At 69.3% G+C, this 12,936-nt stretch carries 10 protein-coding genes; 4 read left to right on the top strand and 6 right to left on the bottom strand.

What is annotated here, in order from left to right:
- Positions 1 to 2 precede the first annotated feature (2 nt).
- Positions 3 to 425, bottom strand: coding sequence for a hypothetical protein (locus tag ACFYWS_RS10410; protein ID WP_389272467.1), 423 nt, complete (start codon positions 423 to 425; stop codon positions 3 to 5).
- A 177-nt stretch (positions 426 to 602) separates the two neighbouring features.
- Between ACFYWS_RS10410 and ACFYWS_RS10405 the strand changes: the two genes are divergently transcribed.
- Positions 603 to 2,003, top strand: coding sequence for an MFS transporter (locus tag ACFYWS_RS10405; protein ID WP_389272464.1), 1,401 nt, complete (start codon positions 603 to 605; stop codon positions 2,001 to 2,003).
- Here ACFYWS_RS10405 and ACFYWS_RS10400 read toward each other — a convergent pair.
- The 3 genes from ACFYWS_RS10400 to ACFYWS_RS10390 all read right to left on the bottom strand — a co-directional run bounded on the left by ACFYWS_RS10400 (position 1,994) and on the right by ACFYWS_RS10390 (position 4,080).
- On the bottom strand, positions 1,994 to 2,449 hold the full coding sequence (locus ACFYWS_RS10400; RefSeq protein WP_389272461.1) for an RDD family protein: 456 nt from the start codon (positions 2,447 to 2,449) through the stop codon (positions 1,994 to 1,996). The genes ACFYWS_RS10405 and ACFYWS_RS10400 overlap by 10 nt on opposite strands.
- A 473-nt stretch (positions 2,450 to 2,922) precedes the next feature.
- Positions 2,923 to 3,663: a hypothetical protein gene (locus tag ACFYWS_RS10395; protein WP_389272457.1), complete on the bottom strand. Its 741-nt coding sequence runs from the start codon at positions 3,661 to 3,663 to the stop codon at positions 2,923 to 2,925.
- Positions 3,664 to 3,744: 81 nt separating this feature from the next.
- Positions 3,745 to 4,080: a hypothetical protein gene (locus ACFYWS_RS10390; RefSeq protein WP_389272454.1), complete on the bottom strand. Its 336-nt coding sequence runs from the start codon at positions 4,078 to 4,080 to the stop codon at positions 3,745 to 3,747.
- 331 nt (positions 4,081 to 4,411) lie between these two features.
- On the opposite strand from ACFYWS_RS10390, the gene ACFYWS_RS10385 reads away from it, so the two are divergent.
- Entirely contained in the window at positions 4,412 to 6,619 is a 2,208-nt protein-coding gene (locus tag ACFYWS_RS10385; RefSeq protein WP_389272451.1) for a penicillin acylase family protein, read from the top strand.
- A gap of 19 nt (positions 6,620 to 6,638) precedes the next feature.
- Here the strand turns inward: ACFYWS_RS10385 and ACFYWS_RS10380 are convergent, their stop codons facing one another.
- Positions 6,639 to 7,865, bottom strand: coding sequence for a glycosyltransferase (locus ACFYWS_RS10380; RefSeq protein WP_389272448.1), 1,227 nt, complete (start codon positions 7,863 to 7,865; stop codon positions 6,639 to 6,641).
- Complete coding sequence (locus ACFYWS_RS10375) at positions 7,852 to 8,109, bottom strand: hypothetical protein (protein WP_389272445.1); 258 nt, start codon at positions 8,107 to 8,109, stop codon at positions 7,852 to 7,854. Before ACFYWS_RS10375 ends, ACFYWS_RS10380 begins: the two co-directional genes overlap by 14 nt.
- A 189-nt stretch (positions 8,110 to 8,298) precedes the next feature.
- On the opposite strand from ACFYWS_RS10375, the gene ACFYWS_RS10370 reads away from it, so the two are divergent.
- Together ACFYWS_RS10370 and ACFYWS_RS10365 are read left to right on the top strand one after the other, a co-directional pair.
- Entirely contained in the window at positions 8,299 to 9,024 is a 726-nt protein-coding gene (locus ACFYWS_RS10370) for a winged-helix domain-containing protein (RefSeq protein ID WP_389272442.1), read from the top strand.
- Between the two features lie 263 nt (positions 9,025 to 9,287).
- On the top strand, positions 9,288 to 12,929 hold the full coding sequence (locus tag ACFYWS_RS10365; protein ID WP_389272439.1) for a CDP-glycerol glycerophosphotransferase family protein: 3,642 nt from the start codon (positions 9,288 to 9,290) through the stop codon (positions 12,927 to 12,929).
- The last annotated feature ends 7 nt before the right edge of the window (positions 12,930 to 12,936 follow it).

Below are 12,936 nucleotides of genomic sequence, written 5' to 3'. Positions count from 1 at the left end.
GGTCAGTACAACGTGTCCCTCTTGACCACGCACAGGCCCCAGATCACCAGCACGTTGATCGCGATCAGCGTCAGGGACCAGAAGGGGTAGTACGGGATGGAGAGGAAGTTGCCGATCATAATCAGGACGGCCAGGAGCACGCCGAGGATCCGGGCCCACTTCATCGCGACGAACAGGCCGAAGCTGACGATCACGGCGACAATGCCGAGCATCATGTGGATCCAGCCCCAGGCCGTGAGGTCGAACTCGAAGGTGTAGTCGGGCGTCCTGAGGAACACGTTGTCCTTCAGAACCGCCATCAGGCCGCGGCAGAAGTCCATGATTCCCGCGATGAAGAGCATCACCGCCGCGAAGACGGTCAGCCCGCCGGCGGCGGCTTCCTTCGCGCTGCCCATGCCGTGCTGCGCAGTGGTCGAGGTGGCCATCACAGGACCCCCAAGGGTTGAGAAGGGTGCCGATTGCACCGCTGTGCCGCCGAGTGTCATGGCCCGGCGGGGCCGGGTCGTCACCCTCCGGGGGTGACGACCGCGCGGGGTCCCGCCCGGAGGCTGTCGGGAGTTTGAAGAGGACACGGGCCCGCGAGCTGAAGCGAGGCGATGAGCGTGGCAAGCACTCCGGAGGCGGCCGACGGCCGCGGGCCCGACCACGGCCGCGACCGGGGCAGGCAGCGCCGCGTCCTCGCGCCGCTCGCGCTGGCCCAGTTCATCTGCAGCTTCGCGGGTTCGAACATGAACGTGATGATCCAGGACATCAGCGAGGACCTGGACACCACCGTGCAGGGCGTTCAGACCGCGATCACGATCTTCCTGCTGGTCATGGCCGCGCTGATGATCCCCGGCGGGATCCTCGCCGACCGTTACGGCCGCAAGCGCTGCCTCGTCCTCGGCCTCGGGATCTACGGGGCCGGAGCGCTGCTCAGCGCGGCGGCGCCAGGACTCGGGCTGCTGATCCTGGGCAACTCGATCCTGGAGGGCATCGGCACCGCTCTGCTGATCCCGCCGGTCTACATCCTCACCACTCTCCTGTTCACCGAAGTGACCAGCCGGGCCAAGGCGTTCGGCACGATCATGGCCTTCGCCGGCATCGGCGCCGCCACGGGACCGCTCCTCGGCGGACTGATCACGTCGGCGATCAGCTGGCGGGCGGCCTTCGTGTTCCAGGCGGCGGTGGTCGCGGTGATCATCCTACTGAGCCGGGGACTCCACGACCCGCTCCCCGCCGACCGCGAACGCGACTTCGACACGGTGGGCGCCATCCTGTCGGCGACCGGACTCGTCCTCGTCGTCCTCGGGATCCTCGCGGCGGACGACAACGCCTGGCTCATGGGGGCGCTGCTCCTGGTCGGCGCCCTGACCCTGGTGGCGTTCTTCCGCTGGGTCAGCAAGCGGCAGCGGGCCGGCGCCCAACCCCTCCTCCCCACCGAGCTGTTCCACAACCGGACGTCGAACCTCGGCCTGATCACCCAGCACGTCCAGTGGCTGATGCTCATGGGGGTGTCGTTCGTGGTCGCCGCGTATCTCCAGGTCGTCCGTGGCTACAACGCGATCGAGACCGGCGTCATCTTCACCGCGTCGACCGTGGGCCTGCTCATCAGCTCGCTCGGCGCGGAACGGTTCGCCAAGCGTCGCGAACAACGCACCCTCATCATGGCCGGCTTCACCGTCACGGTGTGCGGCATCGGCGTCCTCCTGGCCATGGCCCACGGCTCCCCGAAGGCCTGGACCTCCACGCCCGGCCTCTTCCTGATCGGCCTGGGCCTCGGCCTCATGCTCACCCCCTCGGTCAACGTGGTGCAGTCCAGCTTCTCCGAGGACCTTCAGGGCGAGATCTCGGGCCTGTCCCGCAGCGTGTCCAACCTGGGCTCGTCCGTGGGCACCGCACTCGCGGGCACGATCCTCGTGGCGAACCCGGCCGTCGGCCCCTACGCCGTCGCGCTGGCGGTCCTCGCGGCGATCGGACTCGGCGGGCTCTGGGCGGCGGCGCTGCTGCCACATCATTCGTAGACGCGGTCGTACGAGACGTTGCTGCGCACCACGAGGTCCTGCAACGCCGCCCGGCGCCGGCTGAACGGTATCCAGAGCAACCCCAACGGAAAACTCACGGCCAGCGCGGCCCGCACGAGTGCCCGCACCGCCGGCAGCCGCCGCCCCGCCCGATCCGTGACACACACGCCCAGCAGCCGACCTCCGGGCGTAGCCCCGACCACCACCCACGACACCCCGAGATAGCAGACCGCCAGGCCCCAACCAAACGCCCCGGCAAGCCAGTTGGGCACATCCGGCATCTGGAACGGCGGCCCGACGACCAGCAACCGCGCACACCCGACCCCGACTTCGACGACCACCCCGACCAGCGCGAGCACGAACACGTCGACCAGAACGGCAAGCCCACGCGAGACGATTCCGGCGGGCGGGGGGCGACGAGCTGCTCCGCTGTTCGGCACGGACACGGATCGCCCTCCCTCGACGGACCGAAGACAACAAGCGGCTCCGCTCTTCGGCACAGACACGGGACGCCCACCCCCGGCGGACCGAAGACAACAAGCGGCTCCGCTCTTCGGCACAGACACGGGACGCCCACCCTCGACGGACCGAAGACAACAAGCGGCTCCGCTCTTCGGCACAGACACGGGACGCCCACCCCCGGCCGACCGGAGACGACGGACGGGCCCGCTGCCGGTCGCGGACACGGGACGCCCACCCTCGGCGGACCGGACGCCACGAGCGAACTCACTGATCGACACGGACACGAGGCGCCCCCTGGGCGGGCCGAAGGCCGCGAGCGGCCCTGCTGTTCACCACGAACACCGGACGCCCACCCTCGGCGGACCGAAAGCAACGGACGAACCCGCTGCCTGCCGCCGTCACGGGACACTCACCCCGCCCAACCGGACACGACGAGCGAACCCACCGTCCGGCGCCATCATGAGGCACCCCCGTCCGACACCCCAACACGCCGCAACACCCTGTCGGCGAACCGGTTCACGCTCCGATCCCCACGCTGCCCCAACACCCGCACCGCCTCCACCGCCTCCACGGTGAGCCCGCCCCCGGTGTCCCGCACGATCCGCCCGAGATCGATCTCCCGCAACACCCCACGAGTGATCCCCACCAAATCGAACCGGGCGAGCACGGCACCCACATCGAGCCTGTCGGCGATACGGTCGACGTCTACGCGGCCGGCGACACGGTCCACATCCACCCGCGCGGCGATGCGGTCGACGTCCACGCGGTCGGCCACACCATCCACATCCACCCGCCGAACGACCCGCTCCACATCCACCCGATCCGCCACACCATCCACATCCACCCGCCGAGCGACCCGCTCCACATCCACCCGATCCGCGATGGCATTCACGTCGACCCGCCCGGCAACCGCGGCCACATCCACCCGCGCGGCGATCGCGTTGACATCCACCCGACCCACCACCGCGCCCACATCCACCCGCCGAGCGACCCGGTCCACATCCACCCTGTCGGCGACCCGGTTCACGTCCACGCGGTCGACCAGCTCGTCCAGGTCGAGGCAGTCGAGCACCGCCCCGACCAACCGACGGACGACGACCCGCGGCACCTTCCCCGCCACACCGAGCACACCCCGCGCCACCCGGCCTGTCACCGCCACCGCCACCGCCACCGCGGCGCCCGTACTCACCTCGACCATGCCGCGACCGAAGCAGCCCGCGGCGCGCCCGGCATCCTCCGCCACGGGTGAGTGGCGCACACCGGCGGGCCCAAAAGTCCGTCACCCCGGGGGCAGTTCAGGAACCGGAGGACGCTCACCGGCGAACCCGAACGCCACTCCGCGCTGCGCTGCCAGCAGGCGGGCGAGCCGCAACACGCTGAGGCCGCTGACCCCCAGGTCACCTACCTGGCGCAGGTCGACCACGACACCCCCGCCACCCGGCCGGATGGCCCCGTGCAGCACCCGCCCGATACGGGCCTCCGCGGCGGGGCCGATCGCCTCGTGCACCTCGATCACCAGACAGCCCGCGACGCGTCGCATCACAACGGGCGAGGCGTCGGAACGGCGCGACACCACCTTCGGCCTGCGCGCCACGAGCGGAACGTTCCATGCCATGAATAAGTCCCCCCGACCGCTCCGGACTTGGGAGGACAGCATCGTCACGCCGCACGCCCGCGGCATCGCTCCGCGCGGGTGAGCGGCTTCGGCGGGATCGGCAACGACCGTTCCCGCCCGCACTGTTGATCATCGCCCGGGAGGTTCATACGCTCGACCCCGTCGCACCGTGGACCCCTTTCCCACCCCCCGCACGGCCCTGACGAAGGTGGAGCACCGCATGAGCCACGCAGACCATGCCGATCACGCAGCCCACGTAGATCACGCAGATCACGCAGATCACGCAGCCCCCGCAAACCACACACCGCACAACGGCCCAAGCCGCCGCCAGGTGATCGGCACCGCGGCCACCCTCGCCGCCGCCACCGCCGCGACAACGTTGCCCACCGGCATCGCCTCCGCCGCCCCCGCCCAATCCACCCCCGCCGACCTCGCCCGCTGGAAAAGACAAGCAACCCGGGTGACGGTCACCCGCGACGACTGGGGCATCCCGCACGTGGTGGGCAAGACGGACGCCGACGCCGTGTTCGGAATGATGTACACGCAGGCCGAGGACGACTTCAACCGCATCGAGCGCAACTACCTGGTCAGCCTCGGCCGCCTCGCCGAGTCCGAGGGCGAGAGCGCACTCTGGCAGGACCTGCGCCAACGCCTGTTCATCGACCCGGAGGACCTCAAGAAGCAGTACGCGAAGTGCCCTTCCTGGCTGCGCGCCCTGATGCGCGGCTGGGCCGACGGCCTGAACTACTACTTGGCGACCCACCCCGACGTACACCCCAAGGTGCTCACCCACTTCGAGCCGTGGATGCCCCTGAGCTTCTCCGAAGGCAGCATCGGCGGCGACATCGAGTCGGTGGCACTCAGCCAACTCGAAGCGTTCTACGACAGCCGCGAAATCCCCATGACCGACGAGGAACGCGGCCTGAAGTTCCGCGAACCGTCCGGCTCCAACGGCATGTCGATCGCCCCGGGCAACACCCGCGACGGCAACGCCCTCCTCCTGATCAACCCCCACACCAGCTTCTTCTTCCGCGCGGAACAGCACGTGACGAGCGAAGAGGGCCTCGACGTCTACGGCGCCGCGACCTGGGGCCAGTTCTTCATCTACCAGGGCTTCAACGAGAACACCGGCTGGATGCACACATCGAGCGGCGTCGACAACATCGACGAGTTCGCGGAGACGGTCGGCCGCGCACCGGACGGCACGTACACCTACCGCTACGGCAAGGAACACCGCCCGGTCACGACACACGACATCACCCTGAACTGCCGTACGGAGCAAGGTGGAAAGGAGCGACACACCTTCACCACCTACGCGACCCACCACGGCCCGATCGTCCGCGAGACGGACGGCGGAAAGTGGATCGCGTGCGCGCTGATGAACAAGCCGGTGGAGGCCCTGAAGCAGAGCTACCTGCGCACGACGACCCGTGACTACGCCGAGTACATGAAGGTGGCGGAGCTGAAGGCCAACAGCTCCAACAACACGCTCTTCGCGGACTCGAAGGGTGCCATCGCCTTCCTGATGCCGCAGTTCATGCCGGTCCGCGACGACCGCTTCGACTACATGAAACCCGTCGACGGCAGCGACCCGGCCACCGACTGGCACGGCCTGCACACCCTGGACAGCATGCCGCAGGCGGTGAACCCGAAGAGCGGCTGGGCGTTCAACAGCAACAACTGGCCCTGGACGGCCGCCGGCGCGGACAGCCCGCACGCGTCCGACTACCCCCGCTACTTCGACAAGGCGGGCGAGAACCCACGCGGCCCACACGCGATCCGCGTCCTGACATCGCGGGACGACTTCACCCCGCAGACCCTCATCGAGGGCGCCTACGACTCGTACCTGACGGCGTTCGCCCGTCTCCTCCCCGGTCTGGTGAAGGCAGCGGACCAGCTGCCGGCGGGCAGTGCCCGCAAGAGGAAACTGGCAGCCCCGACCGACCTGTTGCGCGACTGGGACCACCGCTGGTCGGCCAGGTCGACGGCGACGTCACTGGCGGTGTTCTGGGGCGAGGCACTCTGGGCCCTCGTCTCCAAGGCGGCGGCCGACGCGGGCCTCTCCGTCTGGGACTACATGGCCGACCGCGCCACGGACACCCAGCGCGTCGACGCCCTCGAATCCGCGGTGGACCGCCTGACGCAGGACTTCGGCGGCTGGCAGGTCCCGTGGTCCGAGATCAACCGCTACCAGCGCAACGACGGCGCCGTCACCCAGACCTTCGACGACGCCAAGCCCAGCTACCCCGTCCCCTTCACCTCCGCCCAATGGGGCTCCCTCGCCTCCTTCGGCGCGAAGCGCTACCCCGGCACGAAGCGCTACTACGGCACGAGCGGCAACAGCTTCGTCGCGGTCGTCGAATTCGGCCCGAAGCTCCGGGCCTGGGCCATCACGGCAGGCGGCGCGAGCGGCCACCCGGACTCCCCGCACTTCGGCGACCAGGTGAAGCGGTACGCGAGCGGGGACCTGCGGCCGGTGTACTTCTATCCGGAGGAGCTGGAGGGACACGTGGAGCGGAGGTATCGACCGGGGATGTAAGTGGCGGCCGCGCCCTCCGTCAGTCGTCGCTGCGCTCCAGGTCCCAGACGACACGCTTTTTGCGGGGGCCGCGGACAAGCCCCTGGGTCTGGGCGACGATCGCTGCCAGCGCATTGATCGTCCAGTACGCCAGGGGATAGATCGGCAGCAGCAGGCAGGCGTAGGGGAGCCTCGGGTCGAGACGCAGGTCGATCACGGTGGCCACGATGATCTGAACCATGGCGATGACGGCGATGCCCACCCCCCAGGCGAGCATCCACCGGAACCCGGCGGCGTCGTCGGGGTGCAGGATCACATGGACCAGGCCGTACACCGTGGCGATGAGCAGCATCACCACCCACACGTACGACAGGAGGGCCTCGGCTGCGATGGGCCACAGCGGCCAGTGGCGCAGCCGCCACACCCATCGCAGGTGGGTACGGAGCACCTCGCCCTGGCCTCGGGACCACCGGGTGCGCTGGGCCCAGATGGAGCGCACCGACTGGGGCACCTCCATGCCCACCAGGGCGTTCGGCTCGAAGCCCGTCAGATGTCCGGCCTGCAGCAGCCGCCAGGTGAGCTCGATGTCCTCGGTGGCCATCCTGGGGTCGTAGCCGTTGACCGCCAGGACGGCATCACGGCGGAACAGGCCCAAGACGCCGGCCACGGTCCCGACCCGCCCGGCCAGGGCGTGGGTGCGGCGCATCAGGCCGATCAGCGACGCCGTCTCCAGCATCTGCATGACCGTGATCACCCCGCGCCGGTTGGTGACGCGCGGGCTGCCCGCGACGGCCGCGTAGCGCGGAGAGCGCCGCAGGCGGGCGACGAGATGGCGGACGGCGTCCGGGTGCAGATGGGTGTCGGCGTCCGTGACGAGGACGAGCTCGTGGCCTGCCCTGCGGAAGCCGTCGTTGAGACGGTCCGCCTTGCCGAGATTGGTGCCGTCGTCATGGACGGTGATCCGGTCGTCGCCTGTGGCGGCCGCGCGGGCGGCGGCGACCGTCGCGTCCTTGGAGCCGTCGTTGAGAATCAGGATCTCGAGGTCGGGATAGTCCACGTCGCGCAGGGCCGCGACACAGCCACCGATCACCTTCTCCTCGTTGTATGCCGGTACGAGGACGGTCACGCCCGGCCAGCCTTCGGGCGGGGTGACCAGGGGCGGCTTCTCCTGCCCGAGCCGGAAGATCACTCCACCGACCATCCATGCGGCTCCGGTGACCACCGGATAGAAGGCGAGGAAGAGCAGCAGCAGGTCAATCGGGGACACGGCGTTCCTCCCGTCGTCTGACGGAGATGGCCCAGGCCAGTGCGATCGCGAAGACCACGCAGGACACCGCGGTCACGACAGCGAGGTGCCACAGGATGTAGGTGTGTCCCAGGAGCACCAGGCCGATCCATGCCGCCCCGATCCACACCACCGCTCCGAGCAGGAAGGCAAAGGCCCGGCGCCGACGAGAGGCGGGCCTGTTCGGCTGGAACCTCACCGCCGGCCGGTCCCTGCGTGCCCCCATGACACACCCCGCTTCTCACTTGCAAATCGCTTGCCGTGGATCACAGCAGGTCGCCTGGTGCCAGGCGGGCGTGACACGCGCGGACTCCCCACCGTTCACCGTCACCGCCCGAGACGTCCGCCTCGATGGCTCAACGCTCCCGTACCGGTCCGTTCGACACGCGGTCCCCGTGGCCCGAGCATGTGGGGTATGCAGGCATCCGCACCCGGGTTCGGCACGCGAGGCCGGGCGCTGCCGCTGCTCCTGGTGGCGGTGGCGCCTGAGGCGCCCCTGGAGTGGCTGGCCGAGCTCGACGACCCCCGCTTCTCCTACCGGCTCGCACACAGCGGCCAGGAAGCCCTGCGGGACCTGTACCGCTACCAGCCCGACCTGCTTGTCCTCGGCCTCCACGTACGGGATCCGGGGCCCTGGGAGGTGCTCCAGCGGGTCCGGGACATGACCGCGGAGCTCCGCGTCATGGTGGCCGCCCGGCACTTCAACGGGCCGGACGCCCTGCGGGCCCTCGACGCCGGCGCCGACGACGTGGTCTGGCCCGAGATGCCAGAGGGGCTGCCCAAGGCGCTGCTGTTGGCCCGGCTGCGCCGCGCGACTCCCGTGTCGCCGCCCGACCAGCTCCTGGAGGTCGGCCGTCTCAGGCTCGACCTCGCCAGCCGCGAGGTGGGCATGGGCGGCCAGTACGTACCGCTCACCCCGCTGGAATTCGACCTGCTGCACTTCCTCGCGCGCAACGCGGGGCAGGTCCTCTCCCCGGAGCAGTTGCTGCACCACGCCTGGCGCAGCCGCCCCGGCGGCGACGCGCACAAGGTCAAGTACGCCGTCCTGCGCCTGCGCCGCGGCATCGAGCGGGCGACCGGGGAGAAGGCCCCCATCGAGACCGTGCGCGGCGTCGGCTACCGGTACGTACTGCCTGGCTAGGACTGACTTAAGTCCCGGGCCAAAAGTCCCTTTCTTCCCCGCGGGGGCCGCTGCAACCGTCGCGCAACCTTCCTGCGACCTCACTGCCCCACAGCATGCTCAGAGTCGAGGACATCGCAGGGTGATCCGCCTGCGAGGGTCCACGGCAGAGCAAGGGACAGCTCGTCAATGACACTCGTCGCGCATGGGGCACCGTGTGCCCGACGCCCCTGAAACGCCCAAAGTTGACGCGCTTTCGCAGAAGCCCCAGGGAGGCCCCTTCCATGTCGCCGCGGCTCAGCATCGTCGTGCCGTTCCAGAACGTCGAGCAGTACCTGGAGCGGTGCCTGCGGTCCATCTCGCTGCAGACCTTCGAGGACTTCGAGGCGATCCTCGTCGACGACGGCTCCACCGACGGCTCGACCGAGCTCGCGGCCGCGTACTGCCGCAAGGATGCCCGGTTCCGGCTCATCCGCCAGGAGGCGCACGGTCCTGGCCACGCGAGGAACACGGCGATCCGGGCCGCCCGTCCGGACGCCGAGTTCCTCGCCTTCGTGGACGGCGACGACGTCATCCCGGACTACGCGCACGAGCTGCTGATCAGCACGCTCGAGAACAGCGGGTCCGACTTCGTATCGGGCAATGTGCGCATGATGAACTCGCAGGCGGAGTGGCCGTCGAACCTTCACCACGAGCACCTCAAGCGCGACCGGCGGCGTACCCACATCACCCACGATCAGAGCCTGATGTACGACCGGACGGTGTGGAACAAGGTCTTCCGCCGCTCGTTCTGGGACCGCGCGCAGATCACGTATCCCGAAGGTGTTCTCTACGAGGACATCTGGGTCAACCTCTACGCCCACTACAGCGCCACGGCCGTCGACGTGGTCAGCACGCCCGTGTACTTCTGGCGTCGCCGCGACGGGGGCGCCGCCCCGTCGATCACGCAGGCCAACCATGCGCTGACCAATGTGCGCGACCGCATTTCCGCGGTGCAGGAAGTGAGCCAGTACCTCGGCAGCCGCCCGGAGCCGGAGTTCGCGGAACACAAGCGCCGCTACGACGAGGCGGCGATCGGTGTCGACCTCATGCACCATCTCAACGCGATGCCCGAGGCCGACGAGGAGTGCCGCGCCTACTTCCTGGAGCACGCCAACGCGTATCTGGCCACCACGGACCCCACCGTCGTCGACGGTCTGCCTGCGACCACCCGGGTCAAATGGCATCTGGTGCGGGCGCACAAGATGGACGAGCTGCTCGAGGTGCTGGAATTCGAGCGCCGAGGCGGTCCCATCCCGGTCCGCCGTCGTTTCCGCCGGTACCTCGACTACCCGTTCCTCGGCGACCGCTCCGTGGGCGTGCCGCGCAGCGCGTACCGCCTGAGCCGTGAGTTCACGATGCGCTCCTCGCTCACCTCGGCCCACTGGGAGGACGGGAAGCTGACGCTCACCGGGCGCGCCTACGTCCGCAACCTCAACATCCACAAGCGCCGCCACACCTTCAAGGTCCTCGCGCTGCGCAACAAGAAGCTGGGCCGGCGCCCCCAGATCGTGCGGGCCCGGACGACCTGCACCCCGGAAGCCACTGAGTACTCGAACCAGAAGCGCTACAACTACGACTGGGCGGGGTTCGAGGCGACGGTCGACCCGCAGCGTCTGAAGCGCGACGGCAAGTGGGTCGAGGGCGTCTGGGACGTAGGCGTTGGGGCGGTGAGCCGCGGGCTGTATCGCCGGAAGGGCATCATCGCGGGCGACAACTGCACGGCCTCCCACCCGGCACCGTTCTACGTGGAAAGGAACACACGCGTCGTGCCGCTCTTCGTCGACGGCTCGCTCAAGATCCGGGTCGAGCGGGTCCGCTGCCGGATCGAGGCCCACAGCCTGCGCGGCGACCATGTGGAGCTGCGTGGTGTGGCGCTGCTCGACGAGACCCCCGCCGAGGGAACGCTGCGCCTGAGCGGGCTCAGTGGCGCGGGCCTGCACGAGACTCCGGCCGTCTTCACCCCCGGCGGCAAGGGCTGGTGCCACTTCCGCGTGCGCGTGCCGCTGTCCGGGCTCGTCCCGCCGGCCATCCACCGCGACGGCGGATCCGGGCCCGTGTCCTCGGCTTCCGGAGCCAGCGGCTGGAAGACCACGCTGCACATCCCGGGCCGTGATCGCCCTCTCTACCCCGTCGTCAACCCGGACGTACCCGACGGCATCTACCCCGCACCGGACAGGGACGGCGAGGGTGCCGTGGGCCGCGAGGCCGTGGTGCACCGCAACGCTCAGGGCTTCCTGGTGTTCTTCGAGCGCGCCGCGGCCCCGGTGGCGGACTCCTGCGTCTGGGACGAGGACGGAACGCTCACCGTCGAAGGACACTTCCCCGGGTACGAGGGCCTGTCCGAGCAGCAGCGTGACCAGCTTCGCCTGGTGGTGAGCCCGCGGGCCAAGCATGCCGAGCTCCTCTTCCCCGTGAGCTGCGTGGCAGGCCGCTTCCAGGTACGCCTCGACCCGTCCCACGTGGAGAGCGTCAACGGCGTGGCCGAACTCGCCACGGGACGCTGGGATTTCGACTTCCGCCTGGTGCAGCCGGGTGACGCCGACCCGCTCGACGTGCCGATGAAGGTACATCGCGACCTTATCGCCCGGATGCCCGTGTCGGCCGACGTGGGCGGCCGCGACTACGCCGTACAGACGCAGCGGCACGACCGGTTCACTCTCCTTGCCCGTACCGGAATGCCTGTGGAGGGCCGTGGCCCCTACCGCCAGAAGCTGCTGCGCAACAAGCACTATCCGGCCTGCGGCAAGCAGCCGCTCCGCGATGCCGTGCTCTTCGACAGCTTCCGCGGCACCCAGATATCGGGCAGCCCCCGCGCTGTCTTCGACGAACTCGTCCGGCGCGACACCGGCCTGGAACTGCTGTGGGTCGTGCGCGACGACCAGCTCGAGGTGCCCACGGGCGCCAAGGCCGTACGCATGTGGTCGCCGGAGTGGCACGAGGCGTTGGCCCGCAGCCGCTTCCTCGTCTACAACAACCACCTGCCCCGATTCTTCCGCCGCCGCGAGGGCCAGATCGTGGTGCAGACGTGGCACGGCACCCCGTTGAAGAAGATCGCCCACGACATCGACACACTGCACTTCGCCGACAACGACTATCTGGAGCGGCTTCCCACCGAGGTCGCCCAGTGGTCGATGCTGGTCTCGCCGAACTCCTTCTCCACACCGATCATGCGTCGCGCCTTCCACTTCGAGGGCGAGCTGCTGGAGACCGGGTATCCGCGCAACGACATCCACCACCGCCCCGAAAGCGCCGAACGCGCGGCGCAGGTGCGGCGTCGGCTCGGACTGCCGGAGGGCAAGCGCGTCGTACTGTACGCACCCACCTGGCGGGACCACCTCTACTACAGCGCGGGGAAGTACCGGCTCGACTTCCGTATCGACCTGGACGACGCGCACCGGAAACTCGGCGACGACCACGTCCTACTGGTCCGCCGGCACCCCAACGTGATCGACCCGGTGCCGCGCGCGGGAGACGGCTTCGTGTTCGACGTCACCGACTATTCGGACATGGCCGACCTGATGCTGATCACCGATGTGATGGTCACGGACTACTCCTCGCTGATGTTCGACTTCGCGAACACCGGCCGCCCGATGCTGTTCTTCACCTACGACCTCGACCACTACCGGGACACGCTGCGCGGCTTCTACTTCGACTTCGAGCAGCAGGCACCGGGACCGCTGCTGTCCACGTCCGAGGAACTGATCGATTCCATCCGCGACGTCGACGGGCTGCGGGAGCAGTACGCCCTCGCGTACCGACGATTCCAGCGTCAGTTCTGCGACTTGGACGACGGTCACGCGGCCGACCGCGTGACCGACCGCATGCTCGCCGCTGCCGGCCTCGACACCCCGCTTGCGGCGCACGGCGACCGCGTCGCGGCCTGACGTTCGT

This window comes from Streptomyces sp. NPDC002795 (assembly GCF_042888725.1).
In the GTDB taxonomy this organism is placed as follows: domain Bacteria; phylum Actinomycetota; class Actinomycetes; order Streptomycetales; family Streptomycetaceae; genus Streptomyces.
The sequence above is the reverse complement of the archived record's forward strand: the minus strand, read 5'-3'. Positions and strand labels throughout refer to the sequence as shown.

Bases quoted from the DNA above. Each gene is read 5' to 3' on its own strand.
- ACFYWS_RS10365 (WP_389272439.1), top strand. From the start codon at position 9,288: ATGTCGCCGCGGCTCAGCATCGTCGTGCCGTTCCAGAACGTCGAGCAG.
- ACFYWS_RS10375 (WP_389272445.1), bottom strand. From the start codon at position 8,109: ATGGGGGCACGCAGGGACCGGCCGGCGGTGAGGTTCCAGCCGAACAGG.
- ACFYWS_RS10395 (WP_389272457.1), bottom strand. From the start codon at position 3,663: ATGGTCGAGGTGAGTACGGGCGCCGCGGTGGCGGTGGCGGTGGCGGTG.
- ACFYWS_RS10410 (WP_389272467.1), bottom strand. From the start codon at position 425: ATGGCCACCTCGACCACTGCGCAGCACGGCATGGGCAGCGCGAAGGAA.
- ACFYWS_RS10390 (WP_389272454.1), bottom strand. From the start codon at position 4,080: ATGGCATGGAACGTTCCGCTCGTGGCGCGCAGGCCGAAGGTGGTGTCG.
- ACFYWS_RS10370 (WP_389272442.1), top strand. From the start codon at position 8,299: ATGCAGGCATCCGCACCCGGGTTCGGCACGCGAGGCCGGGCGCTGCCG.